This window comes from Pseudomonas sp. DVZ6 (genome assembly GCF_024259445.1).
Lineage (GTDB): Bacteria > Pseudomonadota > Gammaproteobacteria > Pseudomonadales > Pseudomonadaceae > Aquipseudomonas > Aquipseudomonas peradeniyensis.
Map to the genome: position 1 here is coordinate 1 of NZ_JANCLM010000027.1, position 24,711 is coordinate 24,711.

General features: G+C 65.0%; 16 protein-coding genes. 9 read left to right on the forward strand and 7 right to left on the reverse strand.

Annotation, left to right across the window (positions count from 1 at the left end; translation table 11 throughout):
* Positions 1-26: 26 nt before the first annotated feature.
* Both NMG10_RS16300 and NMG10_RS16305 read right to left on the reverse strand, forming a co-directional pair.
* Positions 27-266, reverse strand: coding sequence for a DUF3077 domain-containing protein (locus NMG10_RS16300; RefSeq protein WP_050704173.1), 240 nt, complete (start codon positions 264-266; stop codon positions 27-29).
* On the reverse strand, positions 263-502 hold the full coding sequence (locus tag NMG10_RS16305) for a hypothetical protein (protein WP_232855940.1): 240 nt from the start codon (positions 500-502) through the stop codon (positions 263-265). The genes NMG10_RS16300 and NMG10_RS16305 overlap by 4 nt, the downstream gene beginning before the upstream one ends.
* 536 nt (positions 503-1,038) lie before the next feature.
* Here NMG10_RS16305 and NMG10_RS16310 point away from each other — a divergent pair.
* From NMG10_RS16310 to nagE, 5 genes are read left to right on the forward strand one after another with little or no spacing between them, the layout of a single operon-like run.
* A complete protein-coding gene (locus tag NMG10_RS16310; RefSeq protein ID WP_232855941.1) occupies positions 1,039-1,770 on the forward strand; it encodes a GntR family transcriptional regulator in 732 nt (243 codons plus the stop codon).
* 11 nt (positions 1,771-1,781) lie between these two features.
* A complete protein-coding gene (gene nagA, locus NMG10_RS16315; protein WP_232855942.1) occupies positions 1,782-2,870 on the forward strand; it encodes an N-acetylglucosamine-6-phosphate deacetylase in 1,089 nt (362 codons plus the stop codon).
* On the forward strand, positions 2,867-3,889 hold the full coding sequence (locus NMG10_RS16320) for an SIS domain-containing protein (protein ID WP_232855943.1): 1,023 nt from the start codon (positions 2,867-2,869) through the stop codon (positions 3,887-3,889). Before nagA ends, NMG10_RS16320 begins: the two co-directional genes overlap by 4 nt.
* An 18-nt stretch (positions 3,890-3,907) precedes the next feature.
* Positions 3,908-6,451 (forward strand): phosphoenolpyruvate--protein phosphotransferase, encoded by a 2,544-nt coding sequence (gene ptsP, locus NMG10_RS16325; RefSeq protein WP_232855944.1) that lies wholly within the window; start codon positions 3,908-3,910, stop codon positions 6,449-6,451.
* A 12-nt stretch (positions 6,452-6,463) separates the two neighbouring features.
* Positions 6,464-8,125 carry an N-acetylglucosamine-specific PTS transporter subunit IIBC gene (gene nagE, locus NMG10_RS16330; RefSeq protein ID WP_232855945.1) on the forward strand — a complete coding sequence of 554 codons (1,662 nt, stop codon included), beginning with the start codon at positions 6,464-6,466 and terminating at the stop codon, positions 8,123-8,125.
* Positions 8,126-8,252: 127 nt separating this feature from the next.
* Here the strand turns inward: nagE and NMG10_RS16335 are convergent, their stop codons facing one another.
* Positions 8,253-8,564: an NGG1p interacting factor NIF3 gene (locus NMG10_RS16335; RefSeq protein WP_232855946.1), complete on the reverse strand. Its 312-nt coding sequence runs from the start codon at positions 8,562-8,564 to the stop codon at positions 8,253-8,255.
* Positions 8,565-8,566: 2 nt separating this feature from the next.
* Positions 8,567-12,466: a phosphoribosylformylglycinamidine synthase gene (gene purL, locus NMG10_RS16340; protein WP_232855947.1), complete on the reverse strand. Its 3,900-nt coding sequence runs from the start codon at positions 12,464-12,466 to the stop codon at positions 8,567-8,569.
* Between the two features lie 325 nt (positions 12,467-12,791).
* On the opposite strand from purL, the gene mltF reads away from it, so the two are divergent.
* Positions 12,792-14,249 carry a membrane-bound lytic murein transglycosylase MltF gene (gene mltF, locus NMG10_RS16345; protein ID WP_254464719.1) on the forward strand — a complete coding sequence of 486 codons (1,458 nt, stop codon included), beginning with the start codon at positions 12,792-12,794 and terminating at the stop codon, positions 14,247-14,249.
* A gap of 144 nt (positions 14,250-14,393) precedes the next feature.
* On the opposite strand, the gene tadA is transcribed toward mltF, so the two are convergent.
* Together tadA and NMG10_RS16355 are read right to left on the reverse strand one after the other, a co-directional pair.
* The gene (gene tadA, locus NMG10_RS16350) at positions 14,394-14,873 is read right to left on the reverse strand and encodes a tRNA adenosine(34) deaminase TadA (protein WP_050704163.1); all 480 of its coding nucleotides are present in this window, start codon (positions 14,871-14,873) and stop codon (positions 14,394-14,396) included.
* Positions 14,873-16,255 carry a multicopper oxidase family protein gene (locus NMG10_RS16355; RefSeq protein WP_232855949.1) on the reverse strand — a complete coding sequence of 461 codons (1,383 nt, stop codon included), beginning with the start codon at positions 16,253-16,255 and terminating at the stop codon, positions 14,873-14,875. The genes tadA and NMG10_RS16355 overlap by 1 nt, the downstream gene beginning before the upstream one ends.
* A 367-nt stretch (positions 16,256-16,622) precedes the next feature.
* Between NMG10_RS16355 and NMG10_RS16360 the strand changes: the two genes are divergently transcribed.
* The 3 genes from NMG10_RS16360 (at position 16,623) to NMG10_RS16370 (ending at position 23,065) form a co-directional block, all read left to right on the forward strand.
* Positions 16,623-17,408, forward strand: a complete 786-nt coding sequence (locus NMG10_RS16360; protein ID WP_232855950.1) for an alpha/beta hydrolase — start codon at positions 16,623-16,625, stop codon at positions 17,406-17,408.
* Between the two features lie 260 nt (positions 17,409-17,668).
* Positions 17,669-19,966, forward strand: a complete 2,298-nt coding sequence (locus NMG10_RS16365; RefSeq protein ID WP_254464720.1) for an autotransporter outer membrane beta-barrel domain-containing protein — start codon at positions 17,669-17,671, stop codon at positions 19,964-19,966.
* A gap of 147 nt (positions 19,967-20,113) precedes the next feature.
* The gene (locus NMG10_RS16370; RefSeq protein ID WP_254464721.1) at positions 20,114-23,065 is read left to right on the forward strand and encodes a membrane-targeted effector domain-containing toxin; all 2,952 of its coding nucleotides are present in this window, start codon (positions 20,114-20,116) and stop codon (positions 23,063-23,065) included.
* 50 nt (positions 23,066-23,115) lie between these two features.
* On the opposite strand, the gene guaA is transcribed toward NMG10_RS16370, so the two are convergent.
* The gene (gene guaA / locus NMG10_RS16375; protein WP_050704158.1) at positions 23,116-24,693 is read right to left on the reverse strand and encodes a glutamine-hydrolyzing GMP synthase; all 1,578 of its coding nucleotides are present in this window, start codon (positions 24,691-24,693) and stop codon (positions 23,116-23,118) included.
* Between the last annotated feature and the right edge of the window lie 18 nt (positions 24,694-24,711).

Sequence of the window (24,711 nt, forward strand, 5' to 3'; positions counted from 1 at the left end):
GCTTGCCCCGCGATAGGGCCATCGGCTCAACCGGAACGGTTCAACCCCACCTCCATGTCATCGATCAACGCCTTGGCCATGGCACTGAGGATCCGCGCCGAGCTGCCGGCCAACAGGTCACCCTCCATTTCCGCCTCGCAGGTCAGGTGGCGGATGCAGCCGAGCAGCACCGACAACTCGCTGAAGGCGTCCTCGAAGGAAACACCCGGCTCGACCTTGAACAGGTCCAGGCAGACCGTACGGCCTGCGGTATGGCCACGAGTCATGGTCGGGCCTCCGGTTTGTGTTCGAGCAGGGCGCAGGCCAGTTGGCCTAGGTAGTCGCTGGCGGTGAACAGGCGGTCCTGAACTTCACCGGGTTCGGTCTGGAAGTAGATATCGAGCACATCGGAGATGGCGGTGGCTACCTCGACAGCAGCGGCCATCGCCTCCTCGCGGGTGAGCGTGGAACGGATACTGATGAAGGGTGCGAGACGGGGTGGATCGGGGACGATTTTTTTCATAGGTCCAACTCTTGTGCGTTCCAAGGAAGCGCCATCCCATGGCAATTCTCACAAGACAAAGGGTGGCAGCCGTGAACGGGGTGAGAATCCGGGGCACAAGAAACCCGGTCAGACCGAAGTCTGCCCGTGCACGGCTGCCATGAAGGGACTGCCGAAAAACTTGTACTCCAGGATTCTCACACCCTGGTCACCAAATCTGGCGACCCGATGAAGTTATCCCTGGGGTATTTCCCCGACAATGCGGCGGCTTCCGGCAAGCGCGTAGGATAGTTCCCAAGCTTTGTTGGCTGAAGCATTTGGTTTCAGATTCGGAAATATCTGACAGTTCTTGAGATCGCTGGGGCTGTTTCACAGCCCTTTCGCGGCACAAGGCCGCTCCTACACAGGAGTACGCGCATCCCTGTAGGAGCGGCCTTGTGCCGCGAAAGGGGCGCAAAGCGCCCCCAGGGATTACGACAGATAACCTGACCAGTGGTATTGACCTGGTATTAAAGTGGTATTAATTTTCCACCCAACAACAATATCGGACACCGCCCATGCGTCCTCTATCGGCCCTGCGCCCCGACGACACCAGCGCCACCCCGCTCTACCTGCAGCTGGCGCGCAACCTTGAGCAGGCCATCCACGCCGGCCAATGGACCGCCGACCAGGCGCTGCCCTCGGAGCGCACCCTCAGCGAAACCCTGGACATCTCCCGGGTCACCGCGCGCAAGGCCCTCGAGGTCCTGCTCGAACAAGGCCTGATCCATCGCATCCAGGGCTCCGGCACCTTCATCACCCCACGCCTCGAACAACCCCTGTCACGCCTGTCGAGCTTCAGCGAAATGCTGCGCATGAAAGGCTTCGTGCCCAGCTCCCAGTGGCTTGAGCGCAGCATCGGCACCCCGAGCAACGACGAACTGATCCGCCTCGGCCTGTCGCCCACCGACCAGGTGGTCCACCTCAAGCGCCTGCGCAAGGCCGACGATATCGTCATGGCGGTGGAGGTCAGCACCCTGCCCGCCCGCCTGCTCGGCGACCCGCAGGCCATCGGCGACTCGCTCTACCAGCACCTCGACCGGCTCGGCCGTCCGGTGGTCCGCGCCCTGCAACACATCCGCGCAATCAACGCCAGCGAAGAGCTGGCCGCCCAGGTGGGCATCGCCCCCGGCACCGCCATGCTGCTGATGACCCGCATCGGCTACCTCGACGACAACACCGCCATCGAGCTGACCGACACCTACTGCCGCAACGACTACTACGACTTCGTCGCCGAACTGCGACGCTGACCGGAGCCCCCATGGACATCGCCAATATCCTCACCCCCGACGGCTGGGTGCGCGGACAACTGCACCTGGAAAACGGCCGCATCCGGGCCATCGACGGCACGCCGTGCGACCCGCAGGCCAACGACCTGCCGTACCTGCTGCCCGGGTTCATCGACCTGCACGTGCACGGCGGTGGCGGCAGCGACATCATGCAGGGCGGCGACGCCTTCGCCACCATCGCCCGCACCCATCGGCGCTTCGGCACCACCTCGCTGCTGGCCACCACCATGACCGCGCCCCGCGAGGAGCTGACCCGCGTGCTCGCCGAACTGGGCGAACACCTCAGGCAACCGCGCCAGGGCGCGCGCATCCTCGGCGTGCACCTGGAAGGCCCGTACATCAACCCCGGCAAGCTCGGCGCGCAGCCGAACTTCGCCCACCAGGCGCTGCTCGACGAGGTCGAGCAATACCTGGCCCTGGCGCCGATCAGGGTCATCACCATCGCCCCGGAAGTCGCTGGTCACCTGCCGCTGATCCAGGCCCTGAGCCAGCGCGGCATCCGCCTGCAGATCGGCCACACCCTGGGCAGCTACGAAGAAGGCGTGGCGGCCCTGGAGGCCGGCGCCACCAGCTTCACCCACCTGTACAACGCCATGAGCCCGCTGCACCACCGCGAGCCGGGCATCGTCGGCGCGGCCCTGGCCCACGCCCGCTACGCCGAACTGATTCCCGACCTGCTGCACGTGCACCCCGGCGCCATGCGCGTGGCCCTGCGCTCGATCCCCTGCCTGTACTGCGTGACCGACTCCACCGCCGCCGCCGGCATGCCCGATGGCGAATACCGCCTGGGCAGCCACACCGTGACCAAGTGCCTGGGCGGCGTGCGCCTGCCCGACGGCACCCTGGCCGGCAGTACCCTGACCATGGACCAAGCGCTACGCAATCTGGTGAAGATCGGCCTGCCGCTGGCCGAAGCGTCCGAGCGCCTGTCACTCCATCCCGCCGATTATCTCGGCATCGCCGACCGTGGCCGCCTGCAAGCGGGCGCCTGGGCCGATGCGGTGCTGCTGGACCGCCAACTGAACCTGACCGCCGTGATGATCGAAGGAGAAACCGCATGAGTTCAAGGATGCTCGAAGAAGCCCGCGCCTGCGCCGAGGTCGTCGAACGTCAGACGCAGACGCTGGACCCACGCCTGCAAACCCTGGCCGAACAGCTGCGCCGGCTCGATCCGCAAGTGGCGCTGACCGTGGCCCGGGGCAGCTCGGACCACGCCGCCAGCTACTTCGCCTACATCGCCATGCAGCAGCTGGGTCTGCCGGTGGCTTCGCTGCCGATGTCGGTGGTGACCCTGCAGCAGGCGCCGCTGCGGGTGCGTGGCCAGGTGGCGCTGGGCTTCTCGCAGTCGGGCCAGAGCCCGGACCTGGTCGACAGCCTGCGGCGCCTGGGCCAGTGCGGGGCGACCACGGTCTCGCTGGTCAACGCCGAAGGCTCGCCCCTGGAGCAGGCCTGCCAGCACCACTTGCCGCTGTGCGCAGGCCCTGAGCTGTCGGTGGCGGCGACCAAAAGCTTCGTCGCCACCCTGGCTGCCAGCGCCCGCCTGGTCGCCCACTGGGGCCAGGACCGCGCCCTGCTGGAAGCCGGCCTGGCCCTGCCCGCGCAGCTGCGCGAGGCCGCGGCGCAGGACTGGAGCCCGGTCATCGACACCCTGCGTGACAGCGAGCGCCTGATGGTGATCGGCCGTGGCGCGGGCTTTGCCATCGCCCAGGAAGCCGCGCTCAAACTCAAGGAAACCTCGGTGATCCAGGCCGAGGCCTTCAGCAGCGCCGAAGTGCGCCATGGCCCGATGGCCCTGATCGATGCCCAGTACCCGCTGCTGGTGTTCGCCCCCCGTGGCGTCGAGCAGGCCGGGCTGCTGCAACTGGCCGCCGACATGCGCCAGCGCGGCGCCCGCGTGCTGCTGGCGGCGCCGGCCGATATCGCCGGGCGCGACCTCACCCTGAGCTGCGCCGAACACCCGGCCCTGGACCCGCTGCTGGCGATCCAGAGCTTCTACATCATGGCCGCGGCCCTGGCCGAGGCCCGCGGCCTCGACCCCGACCAACCGCGTCACCTGAGCAAAGTGACCTGCACGCAGTGAAGCCGCGAGGAACAGCGCATGCCCGACAATAACAAGATTATCCTCCATGCCCCGCTCGCCGGACCGCAGGTACCGCTGGACCAGGTACCGGATCCGGTGTTCAGCAGCGGCACTTTGGGCGACGGCGTCGCCATCGACCCGTTGAACGACGTGCTGCACGCGCCCTGCGCCGGCGAAGTGGTGCAACTGGCGCGCACCGGCCATGCGCTGACCCTGCGCGCGGCCAATGGTGCGGAAGTCCTTTTGCATATCGGTGTCGACACCGTGCAGTTGCAGGGGCGCGGCTTCTCGCCGCTGGTGGCGCTGGGCGACCAGGTGACCCTGGGACAACCGCTGGTGCGCTTCGACATGGACCTGGTGGCCCAGCACTGCGTCAGCCTGGTCACCGTGATGCTGGTCAGCAATGGCCCGGGCTTTGGCCTGATGCGGCTGGAGACAGGCACTGCGCGCCTTGGCGCGGCGCTGCTGGAGGTCGAGGCCACGGACAGCGAAGCTGATATACGACCGGTCAGCCATGAGCGTGCAAGTGGTCATGCCCGGGTTGCTCATCACGGTGGCCTGCACGCCCGCCCCGCCGCCCTGCTGCGCCAGACCGCGCAAGGCTTCCAGAGCCATGCGGTGCTGCGTTTCGCCGAGCGCGAGGCCGACCTCACCAGCCTGGTGGCAGTCATGGGCCTGGGCGTTGGCGAGGGCGCAGAGGTCGAGCTTATCTGCACTGGGCCGGACAGCCAGGCCGCGCTGCAGGCGTTGATCGTCGCCGTGCAGACCGCCTCGGTCGGTGAGCGCCATGCCACCCACGTGCCCACCAGCGTCGCCACGCCCACACCCAATGCCGAGCCCGGCGTGCTCAACGGCGTCTGCGCCGCCCCAGGCCTCGCCCTCGGGCCACTGGCGCGCCTGGACGGCATCAGCCTGCCGGCGGACAGCGGCGACAACGATCCCGCCGAGCAGCACCAGGCGTTGAACACTGCCCTGGCCGAAGTCCGCCACGCCATCGACCGCGACTGGCGGCACCTGCCTCGCGGCCAGGAGGACGCGGCGGCGATACTCGAGGCCCACCTGGCCCTGCTCGACGACCCGGCCCTGCTCGGTGACGCCCGCCAGCATATCGCCGGCGGCGTCGCCGCCAGCCATGCCTGGAGCCGCGCCATCGAGACCCAGTGCCAGGTCCTGCGCAGCCTCGGCAACCCGTTGCTGGCCGAGCGCGCCAACGACCTGTACGACCTGCAGCAGCGGGTGCTGCGCGCCCTGCTCGGCGAAACCCGGCAACTGCGCCTGCCGCCGGCGGCCATCGTCGTCGCCCACGAACTGACCCCCTCCGACCTGCTGCTGCTCGCCCGCCATGATGTCGCCGGGCTTTGCATGGCCGCCGGTGGCGCCACCTCGCACGTCGCCATCCTCGCCCGCGCCCGCGGCCTGCCATGCCTGGTGGCCGTGGGCGAAGCGCTGCTCGACCTGCCCGCCGGCACGCCGCTGGTGCTGGACGCCGACCAGGGTCGCCTGGAAACCCAGGCCGCCCCACAACGCCTGGCCGAGGTCCACTGCCACCTGCAGCAACGCCGCGAAATCCGCCAGCGCCAGCAGGCTGCCGCGCAGCAAGGCGCGCGTACCCGCGATGGCCAGCTGATCGAGGTCGCGGCCAACGTCGCCAGCGCCGAAGAGGCCGCCCAGGCCCTGGCCCAGGGCGCCGACGGCATCGGCCTGCTGCGCAGCGAGTTCCTGTTCATCGACCGCCCCACCGCACCGGACGAGGCCGAGCAGCGCAACGCCTACCAGGCGGTGCTCGACGCCATGGCCGAGCGCCCGGTGATCATCCGCACCATCGACGTCGGCGGCGACAAGCAGCTCGACTACCTGCCCTTGCCGGCCGAGGCCAACCCGGTACTGGGCCTGCGCGGCATCCGCCTGGGCCAGGTGCGCCCGGAGCTGCTCGACCAGCAACTGCGCGCCCTGCTCCAGGTCAGCCCGCAGCGGCGCTGCCGAATCATGCTGCCGATGGTCACCGAGGTCGACGAGCTGATCGCCATCCGCCAGCGCCTCGACCGGCTGGCCGCCGAGCTGGGCGTGACGACTCGCGCCGAACTGGGGGTGATGATCGAGGTGCCGGCCGCGGCGCTGCTCGCCGAGCGTCTGGCCGAGCACGCAGACTTCTTTTCCATCGGTACCAACGACCTGTCCCAGTACACCCTGGCCATGGACCGTGACCATGCCGGGCTGGCCGCGCGGGTCGATGCCCTGCACCCGGCACTGCTGCGCCTGATCGGGCTGACCTGCCAGGGTGCGGCGAAACACGGGCGCTGGGTCGGCGTGTGCGGCGCGCTGGCCTCCGATCCGCTGGCCACGCCCGTGCTGGTCGGCCTGGGCGTGGCCGAGCTGTCGGTCAGCGCGCCGCAGATCGGCGAGATCAAGGCTCTGGTCCGCCAGCTCGATGCCAGTGCCTGCCGCCGCTTCAGCCAGGGCCTGCTGGGCCTGGCCAGCGCCGGTGCGGTACGCCAGGCCTGCCGTGACTTCGCCGCGCAACCCAACGCCCAACCAGCGGCCCCCGTGGCCCTACAACAATAATCGGAGCGCACCATGTACCAGCACTTCATCCAGGGCCTGCAGCGGCTCGGCCGCGCCTTGATGCTGCCCATCGCCATCCTGCCCATCGCCGGCCTGTTGCTGCGCCTGGGCGACACTGACCTGCTCGACATCGCCCTGGTGCATGACGCCGGGCAAGCGATCTTCGCCAACCTGGCGCTGATCTTTGCCATCGGCATCGCCGTCGGCTTCGCCCGCGACAACAACGGCACCGCGGGCCTGGCCGGCGCCATCGGCTACCTGGTGCTGGTGGCGACGCTGAAGGTGATCGATCCGAAGATCGACATGGGCATGCTCGCCGGCATCATCTGCGGCCTGCTCGGCGGCGGCTTGTACAACCGCTTCAAGGACATCCAGCTGCCGGACTACCTGGCGTTCTTCGGCGGCCGGCGCTTCGTGCCGATCGCCACCGGGGTATCGGCGGTGTTTCTCGGGCTGCTGTTCGGCCTGATCTGGCCGCCGATCCAGCACGGCATCAACGAACTCGGCCAGCTGATGCTGGAGAGCGGCAGCATCGGCGCGTTTTTCTTCGGCGTGCTCAACCGGCTGCTGATCATCACCGGCCTGCACCATATCCTCAACAACCTGGTGTGGTTCGTCTTCGGCAGCTTCCAGGCGGCCAGCGGCCAGGTGGTCACCGGCGATCTGGCGCGCTTCTTCGCCGGCGACCCTGACGCCGGGCAGTTCATGACCGGCATGTTCCCGGTGATGATCTTCGGCCTGCCCGCCGCCTGCCTGGCCATGTACCGCCACGCCCTGCCACAGCGGCGCAAGCTGATCGGCGGGGTGCTGCTGTCGATGGCACTGACCTCGGCGCTGACCGGAGTGACCGAGCCGATCGAATTCGCCTTCATGTTCCTGGCGCCGCTGCTGTACATGATCCATGCACTGCTGACCGGGTTGTCCATGGCCATCTGCGACCTGTTGGGGATCCGCCTGGGCTTCACCTTCTCCGGCGGCGGCATCGACATGGCCCTGGGCTGGGGACGCTCGAGCAACGGCTGGCTGGTGTTCCCGGTGGGCGTGCTCTATGGGTTGGTCTACTACTTCGTGTTCGACTACTGCATCCGCCGTTTCGACCTGAAGACACCCGGCCGCGAAGAACAGGCGGCCAGCCAGGCCGAGGGCAGCGATGCGCCACGGGCCCGACGCTACATCGACGCCCTCGGCGGCGCGGCCAACCTGCAGGGCGTCGATGCCTGCACCACGCGCCTGCGCCTGGTACTGGCCGACCGCAACCTGGCCCGCGACCAGGACCTGAAAGCCCTCGGCGCCCTCGCGGTGGTGCGTCCCGGTACCGGTGGCAGCCTGCAGGTGGTGGTGGGGCCGATGGCCGATGCGCTGGCCGACGAGATTCGCGCAGAACTGCCCCATGCGCGGGTGGCGGCACCGGTTGCCGAGAAGGCCGCCGTGGTCACCGAGACGGTCGTTGCGGATGAATGGCTGCAGGCCCTGGGCGGGCGCGAGAATGTGCTGGAGGCGCAGTGCGTGGCCTCGAGCCGGCTGCGGGTAAGGGTCAGGGATGAGGGCAAGGTAGAGCAGGAACGCTTGATCGCGCTGGGGTGCCTGGGGGTGAGTCCGCAGGCGGGTGGGGTGTGGCATCTGTTGGTGGGAGCGCGAGCGCCTGGATTGAGCCAGGCGCTGCAAGACATGTAGGAGCGGCCTTGTGCCGCGAAAGGGCCGCAAAGCGGCCCCAGAATTCCGGCGTTTTCGTCAAGATTGCCGGGGCTGCTGCGCAGCCCTTTCGCGGCACAAGGCCGCTCCTACAGCGATGGCACTAGCCTTAGAAATCGGCCAGCGGCCAGACCTCATAAGCCGGCGTTTCATACGGGTGGCTTTGCTTGAGCGCAGCAACCACCTGGCCGATCAGCGCATCAGCCACCACCAGCTCCACCCTCCACTCCTCGACCACCTCGACCTGGCCGGTCTGCCCGAGGTACGGCTGGCTGCCGTCCAACGGGCGGAACTGGCCCTGGCCGAGGGTCTGCCAGGCGCAGTGGTCGTAGTCGCCGATGCGTCCGCCACCGGCGGCGAACACGGCGGCCTTGACCACCTCGACATGGCTGTCGGGGACGAAGAAGGCGAGCTTGTACACCCTCAGTTCACCCACACCCGCGCATTGCGGAACATGCGCATCAGCGCCGCGTCTTCCTGCCACTCATCCGGGCGCCAGGAGTTCTGCACCGCGCGGAACATACGCTCCGGGTGCGGCATCATGATGGTCACGCGGCCGTCGCGGCTGGTCAGGCCGGTGATGCCACGCGGCGAGCCGTTCGGGTTGGCCGGGTAGGCTTCGGTGACCTTGCCGTGGTTGTCGACGTAGCGCAGGGCCACGCAACCGGACAGGTCGGCTTCCAGCAGTGCTTCCTCGCTGGCGAACTCGGCATGGCCTTCGCCGTGGGCGATGGCGATCGGCATGCGCGAACCGGCCATGCCCTGGAGGAAGATCGAGTTGGATTTCTGCACCTCGACCATGGCCACGCGGGCCTCGAACTGCTCCGAGCGGTTGCGCACGAAGTGCGGCCAGTACTCGGTGCCCGGGATCAGCTCGTGCAGGTTGGACATCATCTGGCAACCGTTGCACACGCCCAGGGCGAAGCTGTCGGTACGCTCGAAGAAGGCCTGGAAGGCATCGCGGGCACGGGCGTTGAACAGCGCCGACTTGGCCCAGCCTTCACCGGCACCCAGCACGTCGCCGTAGGAGAAGCCGCCGCAGGCCACCAGGCCCTTGAACGCTTCAAAGTCGACACGGCCGGCGAGGATGTCGCTCATGTGCACGTCGATGGCAGCAAAGCCTGCGCGGTCGAAGGCCGCAGCCATCTCGACCTGGCCATTGACGCCCTGCTCACGCAGGATCGCCACTTGCGGGCGCACACCCTTCTTGATGTACGGCGCGGCGATGTCTTGGTTGACGTCGTAGCCCAGCTTGACCGACAGGCCCGGGTTGTCTTCTTCGAGCAGGGCGTTGAATTCCTGGTCGGCGCAGTCGGCGTTGTCGCGCAGGCGCTGGACCTGGTAGCTGGTCTCGGCCCACTGGCGCTGCAGCAGGCGACGGTCGCCGTTGAACAGTTCTTCGCCTTCGAAGTTGATCAGGACTTCACCGTTGTTGATCGGCTGGCCGATCACGGCGACGCAATCCTCGCCCAGGCCAGCGGCGCTGAACTGCGCCAGCACATCCGGCGTGGCGTCCTGACGGACCTGGATCACCGCGCCCAGCTCTTCGTTGAAGAGGATGGCCGCGACTTTCTCGCGCTTGCTAGTCAGGTTGCCCAGTTCCAGCTCCAGGCCACAGTGGCCGGCGAAGGCCATTTCCAGCACGGTGGTCAGCAGGCCACCGTCGGAACGGTCGTGGTAGGCCAGCAGGTGGCCGTCTTCGTTCAGCCCCTGGATCACGGCGAAGAACGCCTTGAGGTCTTCGGCGTCATCGACGTCCGGCGCCTGGGCGGCCAGCTTGCCGTGGGTCTGCGCCAGGATCGAGGCGCCCATGCGGTTCTTGCCACGGCCCAGGTCGATCAGGATCAGGTCGGTTTCGCCCTTGTCCATGCGCAGCTGCGGGGTCAGGGTCTTGCGGATGTCGGTGACCGGGGCGAAGCCGGTGATGATCAGCGACATTGGCGAGGTGACGCTCTTCTGCTCGCCCGCTTCGCTCCACTGGGTCTTCATCGACATCGAGTCTTTGCCGACCGGGATGGTGATGCCCAGCTCCGGGCACAGCTCCATGCCGACGGCCTTGACGGTGTCGTACAGGCGGGCGTCTTCACCCGGGTGACCGGCGGCGGACATCCAGTTGGCCGACAGCTTGATGTCGGACAGCTTCTCGATGCGCGAGGCGGCCAGGTTGGTCAGGGTCTCGCCGATCGCCATACGGCCAGAGGCAGGGGCGTCGAGCAGGGCCAGCGGCGTACGCTCACCCATGGCCATGGCTTCACCGGTGTAGACGTCGAAGCTGGTGGCGGTGACGGCGCAGTCGGCCACCGGTACCTGCCACGGGCCGACCATCTGGTCGCGGGCCACGAGGCCGGTGATGGTACGGTCGCCGATGGTGATCAGGAAGCTCTTGCTGGCCACGGCCGGGTGGCGCAGGACGCGCTCGACCGAGTCATTCAGGTCCAGGGTGCTCGGGTCGAACTCATCGCCCAGCTCCGCTTCGCGGGTGACCGAGCGGTGCATGCGCGGCGGCTTGCCCAGCAGCACGTCCAGCGGCATGTCCACCGGCGTGTTGGCGAAGTGGCTGTCGGTAACGGTCAGGTGCGGTTCTTCGGTGGCCTCACCGACCACGGCGAACGGGCAGCGCTCGCGCTCGCAGATAGCCTGGAAGCGCTCGAAATCTTCGGCGCTGACCGCCAGCACGTAGCGCTCCTGCGATTCGTTGGACCAGATTTCGTGCGGGGCCATGCCCGGCTCGTCGTTGGGCACGTTGCGCAGTTCGAAACGGCCACCGCGGCCACCGTCGTTGACCAGTTCCGGGAAGGCGTTGGAAATACCACCGGCGCCGACGTCGTGGATGAAGGCAATCGGGTTCTTGTCGCCCAGCTGCCAGCAGCGGTCGATGACCTCCTGGCAACGGCGCTCCATTTCCGGGTTTTCGCGCTGCACCGAAGCGAAGTCCAGGTCGGCGGAGCTGGCACCGGTGGCCACCGACGAAGCGGCGCCGCCACCCAGGCCGATCAGCATGGCCGGGCCGCCGAGCACGATCAGCTTGGCGCCGACGGTGATCTCGCCCTTCTGCACGTGGTCTTCACGGATGTTGCCCATGCCGCCGGCGAGCATGATCGGCTTGTGGTAGCCACGGACTTCTTCACCGTGCGGGGTGTTGATGCCCTGCTCGAAGGTGCGGAAGTAGCCGGTCAGCGCCGGGCGGCCGAATTCGTTGTTGAACGCGGCGCCGCCCAGTGGGCCTTCGATCATGATGTCGAGGGCGTCGACGATACGCTCAGGCTTGCCGTAAGGCTTCTCCCATGGCTGCTCGAAGCCCGGGATACGCAGGTTGGACACGGTGAAGCCAGTCAGGCCAGCCTTGGGCTTGGCGCCACGGCCGGTGGCGCCTTCGTCGCGGATTTCGCCGCCGGAGCCGGTGGAGGCGCCGGAGAACGGGGCGATGGCGGTCGGGTGGTTGTGCGTCTCGACCTTCATCAGGATATGCACCGGTTCCTGCACCGCGCCGTACTGGCGGGTCTCAGGGTTCGGGAAAAAGCGGCCGGCGACGCTGCCGACGATCACCGAGGCGTTGTCCTTGTACGCAGACAGCACGCCTTCGCTGTGCATCTGGTAGGTGTTCTTGATCATGCCGAACAGGCTCTTCTCCTGCGCCTGGCCGTCGATGTCCCAGCTGGCGTTGAAGATCTTGTGGCGGCAGTGCTCGGAGTTGGCCTGGGCGAACATCATCAGTTCGATGTCGTTCGGGTTGCGCTTGAGCCCCTGGAAAGCATTGACCAGGTAGTCGATCTCGTCTTCGGCCAGGGCCAGGCCCAGGTCGATGTTGGCCTGCGCCAGGGCGGCGCGGCCACCGGCGAGGATGTCCACCGAGGTCATCGGCTTGGGCTGGGCATAACTGAACAGGTCGCCTGCGTCTTCCAGCCTGGCCAGCACGCGCTGGGTCATGCGGTCGTGCAGCTCGGCGGCAAGCACCTGGGCGTCGGCGTCGGAGATGCTACCGGCGACGTAGTAGGCGATGCCGCGCTCCAGGCGCTGGATCGACTGCAGGCCGCAGTTGTGGGCGATGTCGCTGGCCTTGGATGCCCAGGGCGAGATGGTGCCCAGGCGCGGCACGACCAGGAACAGGCGGCCGGCTGGCTCCTGCACCGGCACGCTCGGGCCGTACTTGAGCAGACGGCCCAGCACCTGCTGCTGGTCGGCGGTCAGCTCGCCGTCGACGTCGGCGAAGTGGGCGAATTCGGCATACAAACCAGTAACAGCGGGGACTTTCTGGCTCAGTTGCTCGAGTAATTTACCGTGGCGAAAGGCAGAAAGGGCAGGAGCGCCGCGCAGGATCAACATCGTCGGGACAGCCTCAGGAAGGGGTGTGCTTAGAGGCCGTGCATTCTAGCCTAATTCGCAGGCTTTCGGCACCCGCTCAAAGCCAATGCTGCCGGGCGGTGGAACCGGACTTGCGGGTCAAAAAAATCCAGGGGATTTCATCGTGGGAGCGGGCTTGCCCCGCGATGACACCTGCCGGCACAGAGACTGCCTGAACAGGCGAATCGCGGGGCAAGCCCGCTCCCACGACCTGCTGCGCCCTGTCGCAGGCACAGCGACGTGCTACCAGACAAGCCACATATTGTCGAGATATGGCGCCGCCGGTCCTTTGCGTATACTGCACCCTATGTTCGCCCACACTGCTTTGCGCCAGCGATGCGCCAGATGGCTCCTCGCAACCGGACTCTTCCTGATGCTCGGTGCCTGCGTTGAAAAACCCAGCACCCTCGAACGCGTCAAGGAGGATGGCGTATTGCGCGTGATTACCCGCAACAGCCCGGCCACCTATTTCCAGGACCGCAACGGCGAAACCGGTTTCGAATACGAACTGGTCAAGCGTTTCGCCGACGACCTGGGCGTGAAGCTGGAGATCGAGACCGCCGACAACCTCGACGAGCTGTTCGACCAGTTGGGCAAGCCGTCCGGCCCGGTACTGGCCGCCGCCGGCCTGGTCAGCAGCGAGCGCCGCGCCGCCCAGGCGAAGTTCTCCCACCCCTACCTGGAAGTGACCCCGCAGGTCATCTATCGCAATGGCCGCTCGCGGCCGACCAGCGCCAAAGGGCTGGTGGGCAAGAAGATCATGGTGCTCAAGGGCAGCAGCCACGCCGATCAGCTCGCCGAGATGAAAAAGCAGAACCCGGGGCTGGAGTACGAGGAGTCCGACGCCGTCGAGGTGGTCGACCTGCTACGCATGGTCGACGAGGGCCAGATCGACCTGACCCTGGTCGATTCCAACGAGCTGGCCATGAACCAGGTGTACTTCCCCAATGTGCGCGTGGCCTTCGACCTGGGCGACACCCGCGACCAGCGCTGGGCGGTGGCTGCCGGCGAAGACAACAGCCTGCTCAACGAGATCAACGAGTTTCTCGACAAGTCGCAGAAGAACGGCACCCTGCAGCGCCTGAAGGACCGTTACTACGGCCATGTCGATGTCCTCGGCTACGTCGGCGCCTACACCTTCGCCCAGCACCTGCAGCAGCGCCTGCCCAAGTACGAGAAGCACTTCAAGACCAGCTCCAAGGTCGAGCAGGTCGACTGGCGCCTGCTCGCCGCGATCGGCTACCAGGAATCGATGTGGCAGCCCGAGGTCACCTCCAAGACCGGCGTGCGCGGCCTGATGATGCTGACCCAGCGCACCGCCCAGGCCATGGGCGTGTCCAACCGCCTGGACCCCAAGCAGAGCATCCAGGGTGGCGCCAAGTACTTCATGCTGGTCAAGGACCAGCTCGACGACAGCATCAAGGAGCCGGACCGCACCTGGTTCGCCCTGGCCGCCTACAACGTCGGCAGCGGCCACCTGGAAGACGCCCGCACCCTGGCCAGGCGCGAAGGCCTGAACCCGAACAAGTGGCTGGACGTGAAGAAGATGCTGCCGCGCCTGTCGCAGAAGCAGTGGTACAGCAAGACCAAGTACGGCTACGCCCGCGGCGGCGAGCCGGTGCACTTCGTGGCCAACATCCGCCGCTACTACGACATTCTCACCTGGGTCACGCAGCCGCAGCTCGAAGGCCAGGTGGCCGAGGGCAACCTGCATGTGCCGGCGGTGAACAAGGACAAGCCGGCGGAACAATCGCCGCCGATGTGACACGCCACCGTCCTTTGTAGGAGCGGCCTTGTGCCGCGAAAGGGCTGCGCAGCGGCCCCAGGATTTCAGAGTTGAGCAAAGATCGCTGGGGCCGCTTTGCGGCCCTTTCGCGGCACGAGACCGCTCCTACAGGGATCGTGTCAGCTAGGCTTTCGCCCGCCGCGCCTTGAAGAACTCACTCAAGATCGTTCCGCACTCCTCTGCCAGCACCCCACCCTCGAACATCACCCGATGGTTGAGGAACCCCTGGCTGAAGAACTGCCCCTGGCTCTGCACGATCCCCGCCTTGGGCTCCAGTGCCCCATAGACCACCCGCGCCACCCGCGAATGGACGATCAGCCCCGCGCACATGCTGCATGGCTCCAGGGTCACGTACAGGGTGCTGCCCGGCAGCCGGTAGTTGCTGGCCGACTTGGCCGCGGCGCGAATCGCCACCATTTCGGCGTGGGCGCTGGGGTCGCTGTCGATGATCGGCCGGTTGAAGCCCTGGCCGATCACCTGGCCATGCTGCACCAGCACTGCCCCCACCGGCACCTCGCCCAGGGCCGCGCCCTGGGCCGCCAGATCGAGGGCCAGGCGCATGAACTCCTGGTCGCGGCTGCGATCGATGATCTGCGGTCGCATCAGACCACCGCGATCGCGGCCATCAGGCCGGTTTCCATGTGGTCGATGACGTGGCAGTGGAACATCCAGGTGCCCGGGTTATCCGCCACCAGCGCCACCTGCGCCCGCTCGTTCTTGCCCAGCAGGTAGGTGTCGGTGAACCACGGCTCGACGATCTTGCGCCGATTGGAGGCGATTACCTTGAAACTCATGCCATGCAGGTGGATCGGGTGCTGGTACTGGGTCATGTTCTTCAGCTCGAGGATGTAGCTCTTGCCTTTCTGCAGCGTGGCGATCGGCCGGTCGGCGCAGGTCTTGTCGGTGATGTCCCAGGCCTGGCCGTTGATCTGCCACAGGCTCGGCGGTTTGCCGTTCTCGGTGTTCACCGAGACCTTGCCGACCCATTCGAAATTGAAGTTGAGCTTCTCGGCGTTCTCCAGGTCCGGCTCGGCGACCGGATTCGGCGGCAGGGCCTCGGGCCAGTCGCCGGGCGCCTCGCTGCTGGCCACCGAGCGCAGGGTGCCCAGGCGCACGAATCCATCTCGCAGGGAAACCTCCTCGCCCGCCTCGGGAATGCGGATCGCCAGGCAAATGCGCATGCCCGGCCCGAGCCAATACTCGTCGTCCAGTGGCCGCGGGGTCACCGGGTTGCCATCGAGGGCATAGATCATTGCCTCGCAGTTGCCCTTGAGGTTCAAGCGGTAGGTCCAGGTGTTGTCCAGGTTCAGCAGGCGCACCCGCACCACCTGCCCGGCCGGCAGCTCCGTAACCGACTCGGCCTGGCCGTTGATGGTGATCAGGCGCCCGGCGGTGCCATTGCGGGCCGCCTCGCGGGGGATGCTGAACGGCAGCCAGGCGCCCTGCTCGTCCACGTGCCAGTTCTTCAGGCTCAGGGTGCGTTCATGCTGGAAGCCCGTGGGTTCGCGCTCCTCGACGATCAGCGGCCCGACCAGGCCGCGGCCCAGCTCCTCGGAACTGCTGACGTGCGGGTGATACCAGTAGCTGCCGGCATCCGGCACCTTGAACTTGTAGTCGAAGTATTCGCCCGGTTTGACCGGCAACTGCGAGACATACGGCACGCCGTCCATCTCCAGCGGCAGGCGGATGCCGTGCCAGTGGATGGTGGTCTCCACCGGCAGGCGGTTGATGAAGCGCACCCGCAGCCAGGTGCCCTGACGCACCCGCAGTTCGGTACCCGGCGCCGACGGGCCGAAGGCCCAGGCCTCGGTCTTGAAGCCCGGCACCAGCTCGACGTCCAGGGGCGCGGCGATCAGCTCGTAGTCGTGCCCGGCATTGTCGTCCTCGACCTTGCCCAGCCAGTAGCGTGCCGCGCCTCCGGCGCCCAGGCCTACCACCACCAGGCCGGTCAGGCCCTTGAGCATTTGTCGACGGGTAAAGGACATCGGTGCGGGTACCTCGTGTTTTGCACAATCAGTCTGCCAACTGCGGCTGGCGATGAAGGGCGAATACGATACACCTGCAAATAGGAAAGATTAAGTGAAGTGTTGTCGCAACGGCTGACGGGCAGGACTCCCTGGCCACCGCGGATGTGACGGGACAATGCGCCGAAAATGACTGCTCAGGCTAGTGCGGTGTTTCAGCGGTACTTCCGAGACAGGACACTAGCAATTCAACCAAGGCGCCTGCACTATCACGCACCGTCCCCGTACGCTGCGATACGAGACTTTGCATCATGTGTTGTGACCTTGGGTGAGCAGATACGCTTACTGTCGGTGGATATCGACCAGCCTCCATGGCGTCTGGATGCTAATGCTCAGCGCGCTTTTGATCGCCTGCCAATCGCCGCGCGAGGCGCTGCAACAACTGGCTGAAGAGCACGGCCGACCATTGCAGGTGCTCCCGGGCCACACCTACCCGCTCGTCATGCTAGCGCCGCACCCTGCAGAAAAGATGACCCGCCTGCGTGTCTACCTGGAAGGCGATGGTCACGCCTGGTCGACGGCCACTCAACCCAGCCTGGACCCGAGCCCGCACAATCTGCTGGTGCCACGGCTGGCGCTCAATGACCCAACCCCGAATGTGTATTTGGCACGCCCCTGCCAGTTCATCATGGCCGCAGCCTGCCAATCCTCCCTCTGGACCCATCGACGATTCTCCAGTGAGGTGGTTACCCGCCTGAGCCACGCGCTGGACCAGTTGAAGCAGCGATATGCCAACAGGGAATTCGAACTGGTGGGGTATTCAGGTGGCGCCGCCCTCGCCTTGTTGTTGGCGGCGCAGCGCAACGACGTTACCCAGGTGCAAAGCCTCGCTGGCAACCTCAGTCCACATCTGTGGGCGATGATGAAAGGCCTGTCGCCACTCGAGGGCTCATTGGAGCCTCTGGACTATCGCGATCGGCTCGCCTCGCTACCCCAGCGTCATTTCATTGGAGCAGCAGACCCGATCATCCCTGCCAGCTTGGCCGATAGTTACCAACAGGCGCTTGGCTCACCCCTCTCCCAATGTGTCCTTGTGCCACAAGCAAGCCATGATAGAGGGTGGGAGGCAACATGGAGCCAATGGGCTCAAACGCCGCTGGCACCGGTCCCCTAAGACCTGGCTTGGACGAGGCTCTTCGCCTGATCGTTGAGTTCCCTTAATACTGAAGGGGAAGCTCCAAAAAGCTGCCTCGAAGCATTCGTTGGGCTTATTCGTTCGGATTTGTCTTTTTCATGATGAATTCTCCTGCAGGCATCGTGTAGATTGCACGCGTTTAAAATCAGCACTTCACCGACACGCTGGCTGGGATGCCTATAACAAACGCTGATGCGCAGTGTTCCCTGCCGGTTTCTCCCTGTAAGGATACGACTGTCTTGAGCATCTACCTCTTGCGCCGCTCGCTGTTGGCGCTGTCTGTCGCCGCGGCTACTGCCCATGCCACACCCGCACCCGACCTCAACCATGACCTGGGTACAGGGGCCTACAACAGCTCCGGTGATGTATTCAATAACGTCACCTTCACCGGCACGTCGCAGAACGCAGGTGTAACGTTGGTTAACGTGACCCTGGCGGGCAACCTGGTCAACCAAGGCAAAATCAACCTGGCGGCGGCGAACACCAGCGACGTCCTGTCGGGTATCAGCATGACCCTCAACTCCACCGCCACTGGCGACCTGGTCAACCAGGGCGACATTACGGTAGACAGCAACAGCGCCATGGGGCTGGACCTGTACCTGGCGAAGATCGCGGGTGAAGTGAACAACAACGGCAACATCACTGTGACTGGCGAAGGTGCCAATGGCATGATGATCACCTCGACCCAGGCGAACATCAACAACTCGGGCACCATCACCGCTCGCGGCATCGACTCTGCGGGTATCGAAGTAGAGAACGCCCGCTTCACCGCTCAAGTGTTGGGTGGCGACTTCAAGACCGCTATCAACAATAGCGGGACGATCTCGGCCGATGGGGTGGGCATTCACTTTGTCAGCCTCGACCCCTCGGGCGGTTTCAGCATTTTCGCCATCACGCAGACAGGTGGCCTGATCGAAGGCGGCACTGCGGCAATCCTGGCGGACGACAACACCTCGCCCTCGTATTTCTACTGGCACGCAGGGCAAGTAAAAGGTGACCTGCTGGGCTTGAACGGTGTGCTGGTGAGCGGTGAAGCGATATTCGATGGCTCGACCATCCGTGCCGGTTACGTCGATATCGACGGTGGTCGCCTGACGCTGCTCCGCCCGCAGACGACCATCGTGGGCGGCCTCGACCTGGACAGCGACACTGCGCGCCTGCGTCTGCTGCTGGATAACGACACATTGCCTGAAACGCCGATCCTCAAAGTCACAGGCAACACCTACTTCTCTCAGGGTAGCCAGGTCGAACTGCAAGCTCGCTCCGACGACTTCCGTACACCGGCCCAGGGCACTCGTTACACCCTCATCAACTCAGGCACCTGGGAAGATCCGCAGAACCTGTCCGTGGTCTCCTCCTCGGCACTGCTCGAGGTGAAAAGCTTCGGCATCGAAGGCCAGGATCTCAAAGCACTGGTCGCCACCCGCAGTGACGAGGTGATTGCGCAGGGCCTGCAGGATGCCAGTGGCTCGAACAACGCGGTGAACGCGATCAAGCCGCTCAAGAACACCGTCTTGGGCCTGATGGACGAAAGCGATCCGGTTTTCCAGCGTTTCGCCAACGCCGCCACCAACGAAGAGCTGGCCAAACTTGCCGAAACCCTGACCCCGGATGTCAGCCGTGGGGTGATTCATGCCGCCACCAGCGGCCAGAACCTGGTCACAAGCGCCATCAACCGTCGCGCCAGCAAAGCGCGCAATGGCCAGTCCTCCGGTGACGTCCTGGCAGAACAAGGCGTATGGCTGCAAGCGCTGTCCAGCGATGCCAACCAGGACAGCCGCCACGGCGTCGACGGCTACGACGCAAATACCCACGGCATCGCCGTGGGTGCTGACGGCAAGCTCGACGCCAATACCACCCTGGGCGTGGCATACAGCTACCTCACCAGCGACGTCAAATCCGACCTGGGTAGCAAGACCGACGTCAGCGGCCATGCACTGACCTTGTACGGCAACTGGGCCCGTGACAACTTCTTCGTCGACACCTCGCTGATGTATGGCTGGAACGACAACGAGTCCAAACGTTACATTGCCGGTACCCGCGCCAAGGCCGACTACGACAGTGAAATCTTCGGCGTCAACGCCCTGGCAGGCTACACCTTCCAGCTCGACAAGCAGTGGCTGCTGGAACCACAGGTCGGTGCGCGCTATGCCAAGGTGTCGATTGATTCGTACCGTGAAAAAGGCAGCTCAGCCGCCCTCAACGTCGGCAGCCAGCGCTATGAAATAGGCGAGATGGGCCTGGGCGCTCGCCTGGCGGCCGCTTTCGACGTAGGCGTGGGCACCCTGGAACCGGAAGCCAAGCTGATGGCCTGGCACGACTTCATCGCTGACAAGGCCAGCACCACCTCCACCTTCGTGCTCGGAGGCACCCCGTTCACCACCACGGGCGCGAAACCTGCGCGCGACAGCTACGAGCTGGGGCTGGGTGCAAACTACCGCGTGGGTGCGTGGAGCGTAGGAGGCACGTACAACTACCTGGCCAGCAGCGGCTTCAACGCCGACACCTTCAGTGCGAACGTGCGCTACGACTTCTGATCAACGTCTTCGCCTGAAACGACAAAGCCCGCTGATGCGGGCTTTGTCGTTTCAGGCTGCCGGGCTATGGAATAAGCAATATGCACCTCCACCCAAGCATGCGAGCGCCTGACACTGAGGTTCATTTTTCTGTACCGGACCCTCGTGATGCCCATCTTTACTCGCACCTCCAGTGATCAGCAGACCCTGCTGACAATCGCCCGGCAACTCACCGAAGACTGCCCGGACATGCGCGAGATGGCGCGAACAGTCGCGCAACAGATCCTTGACCGCAATGGCCTGAAAGCGCTGGATCCCGACAGTGTGTACCTGCACCGATTCAATACCGCCGTCAGCAGCCCCAGGACCTTCAACGGCTGGCAGCACTTCGATCAGCCGTACGAGTCGATGACTCTGCCACAACTGGTGATGCACCGTTTCGATGTCCATGACCAGGACAACGCCGACTTGCTCAGCTATCTGGTGGGTTTCTACAGCGATGGGCCAGGCAAGGACAGCTACGACGAACACAATGAAGTACGGCTCGATGCCAAGGATGTGCTGGATGACTTCTGGAAGATCGACTTCGCCGCTGATTTCAAGCGGCGGCTGGGCACCTTCTGGACGAATCATTCGGAAAACTTCCGCACGCTGGCCAAGGCCAACTTCCTGAGCAAAGTACTGGAAACCTGTGCCCATGACCCCAAGTCAGCGCTCGCCCGCCAGTGCAGTGACATCGTGCGGGCACTGGTGGGCGAAATGCCCTGGCCGCCATCAGTGCAAGCGTTGCACCAACGAATGCTGCCGGGTAACGGCGTGCGCATATGCACATTCGATATCGGCGGCCATGTCGCGACGGATATCCTGCGCCTGCAGATGCAAGACGGTAGCCAGGTCATCTACCTGCCCGGGGACATCGAAGGCCTGTATCACTTCCAGGATGTGCAGGCATTGTTCCTGTGGGTGCTCAACCACTGCAATCATGCCGAGAACCGGGCACGCTTCGTAGCGCACTTCGCCCTGAACGATCGCGACGAGGGCGACAGCCAGGTCGGGTTGAATCATTTGATCGACCTGCTCTACCACGGCTGGGGCAGGCAGGATTTCTCCGGCCTCAACACCCTGGACCAGCAGATCGACGAAGATGCCTTCGACTGGCTGCGTAACAAAGCCCACCAGCGGATGCTCGATGATGCGCACTTCGCCCTGCGCTCCAACGCCGACCTGCGCAAACAGCTGTGGATCGGTTACTTGAAGGCCGGCCTGCAAGTGTTCGGCCCCATGGCGGCCGTGGACTGGCCGGTGGCCTTGGCACTGGTGGGCGCCGGCCTCGCCGAAACAGGCTTGAACATCGACCAGGCAATAACCGGGCACACGACCCGCGAACGCAAGGCAGGTGTTACGGGCGCGATTTTCGCCGCCATCGAGACCCTGTTCAATGCGACCTTTCTGCTCAGCGCTCCCGGCAACCCCCTTGCCGAGTTAGGTGAAGCAGAAGGAACAACGGATATCGGGGAGCGCCCAACCGAGACAGAGGAGCACGCAGCTTCCGGCGATAGCGAAGTCGAGGATGACTCAGCGACAAGCGTGGCGGATGCCATCAAGACCTGGGTACCCGACCCTTTCCAACCTGCGCAAAGCTGGGAGCTGCTGAACCCTTTCGAAACCAATGTAATGCTCAGCGGCGAACCGGGGTCAGGTACCCTAGAAGGGATCTACACGCAAGGCGGGCAATTCTACGCACTGGTTGAAGATATGCCTTACCAGGTGCGTTTTGTATCAGAGCTGAAAACCTGGACCATCGTCGACCCCGACAACCCGCTCTCTTTCTACAAGAACCAACCGATCCGCCTGGATGCAGAAGGACACTGGCAACCTGTGGATCGCCCAGGCCTCAAAGGGGGCATGCTCGCACGCCTGAAGGCCTGGGGTCGCCCGTCAACGTCCGCTAGCCCGCCTGCACTTGCAGAGACACCTTATGACGTCCCCGCCGACCTGCGCCAATCACTGAACGATGTTTCAGAGCATGAGATTACGGGTACGCGGGAACGATTGGAGGCACCAGAACGCAACGCCGCCCTCAAGCGTTTCCGCCAGCTACGTGATCAATTGGCGACAGACGCCAATGATTTCATGAAGACGGTGCAGCCTCCCCCACGTCCACAGATACCTGAGATCCCTCCTGGCGCCGCCTCCAAACGGGTGCTGCAAAGCATCTACGAGAACAGCAATGGCTTGGTCATCGGAGAAGCGCATAGCAGCCTTGGCAGCAAGCGGCTACTGATCGACAACATGCGCCTGCTGCGCAAGCTGAAGGTCAGGACGCTGTACATGGAGCACTACACGACCGACTTCCAGCAAGCGGACCTGGACACGTTCAATCGCAGCGGCGTGATGCCCAAAGCGCTTGATGCTTATGTCGCGGAACAGGATCTCGGCCACGGCACCGACCCGGCTGGCTGCTACACCTTCCGCCGGGTAATGGTTGAGGCGCAGAAGAACGGCGTACGGATCCAAGCCATCGACTGCATGGCCAGCTATCGCCAGGCATGGGTGAATCCGGTTGCCGATGGGACACGCCAGCAGATGATGAACTTCTATGCGCACCTGATCATCGAGGCCGACCAGGCTGCACGAGGTCCGGGAAAATGGGTTGCACTTGTGGGTAGCAGCCACGCCAACAACTTCCATGGCGTTACTGGTCTGGCTGAAACGGAAGGCGCAATTGGCCTGCGCGTCGAAGACGGCCCGATCGATGGAATCGACACCTACAGCGCCGACCCCGGCAGGGACATCGTTGACCCGAAGGCTGGTGTCAGGCATCTGGAAAGCGACCTGCTCCTGCGTGCGGCAGTGTTGCCCATACGCTCGACATCACCTGACTTCGACAGCATGCTGGTCACGCCAGGCGATTACACCATCGAACGGGTCAATGGCGAGGAATACGTGATCAACCGCAGCCGGAATTCGGCCCTGCGACGCACCCTGATCAAACGGGACGGGCGCTATTGCTACATCGAACGCCCCGACTGGCCAGACGTACATGAACGGCGCTTCGAACACCTTGCCGACCTGCATACCCGCTTGAGTCTGCGCGGCATGCGCTACATCAGCCATTGAGCGAAGCGCAGATACGACAAGGGCGCCTTGCGGCGCCCTTGTGGCTCAACTCATTCCCACTCGATAGTGGCCGGCGGCTTGCTCGACACGTCGTAGGTGACGCGGGAGATACCGTCGATTTCGTTGATGATACGGCCGCTGACGGTTTCCAGCAGCTCGTACGGCAAGTGCGCCCAGCGCGCGGTCATGAAGTCCACGGTCTCGACGGCACGCAGGGCCACGACCCAGGCGTAGCGACGGCCGTCGCCGACGACGCCGACCGACTTGACCGGCTGGAACACCACGAACGCCTGGCTGGTCTTGTGGTACCAGTCGGCCTTGCGCAGTTCTTCGATGAAGATGTGGTCGGCGCGACGCAGGATGTCGGCGTATTCCTTCTTCACTTCACCAAGGATACGCACGCCCAGGCCCGGGCCCGGGAACGGGTGGCGGTAGACCATGTCGTACGGCAGGCCCAGTTCCAGGCCGATCTTGCGCACTTCGTCCTTGAACAGCTCGCGCAGCGGCTCGACCAGCTTGAGGTTCATCTCCTCCGGCAGGCCACCAACGTTGTGGTGCGACTTGATCACGTGGGCCTTGCCGCTCTTGGCGCCGGCCGACTCGATCACGTCGGGGTAGATGGTGCCCTGGGCGAGGAACTGGATGTTGTCCAGCTTGCTGGCCTCGGCATCGAACACGTCGATGAAGGTGCGACCGATGATCTTGCGCTTCTTCTCAGGGTCGGCTTCGCCTTCCAGGTTGTCGAGGAACTGCTTCTCGGCATCGGCGCGGATCACCTTGACGCCCATGTTCTCCTTGAACATGGCCATCACCTGGTCGCCTTCGTGCAGGCGCAGCAGGCCGTTGTCGACGAACACGCAGGTCAGCTGGTCGCCGATGGCGCGGTGCAGCAGCGCGGCAACCACGGAGGAGTCGACGCCGCCGGACAGGCCCAGCAGGACGTTGGCCGAACCGACCTGTGCGCGCACCTGGGCAATGGCGTCCTCGACGATGTTCGAGGCGGTCCACAGGGCTTCGCAGCCACAGATGTCCTGGACGAAGCGCGACAGGATGCGACCGCCTTGCTTGGTGTGGGTCACTTCCGGGTGGAACTGCACGCCGTAGTAGCCCAGGGCGTCGTCGTACATGCCGGCGATCGGGCAGCTCGGGGTGCTGGCCAGTACGCTGAAGTTGCCCGGCATCTGGGTGACCTTGTCGCCGTGGCTCATCCACACGTCCAGGCCCAGCACGCCGTCGTCATCGACATGGTCTTCGATGCCGTCGAGCAGGCGGCTCTTGCCGACCACGTCGACACGGGCGTAGCCGAACTCGCGCAGGTCGGAACCTTCGACCTTGCCACCCATCTGCTCGGCCATCGTCTGCATGCCGTAGCAGATGCCCAGCACCGGGACCTTCAGGTCGAACACGGCCTGCGGGGCGCGCGGGCTGTTGGCTTCGTGGACCGACTCGGGGCCACCGGCCAGGATGATGCCGCGCGGGTTGAATTCGCGGATCGCTTCATCGTCCATGTCGAACGGGTGCAGTTCGCAGTACACGCCGATCTCGCGCACGCGGCGGGCGATCAGCTGGGTGTACTGGGAACCGAAATCGAGGATCAGGATGCGGTGAGCGTGAATGTCGAGGGCCATGACTCAATCTCGTCAGTG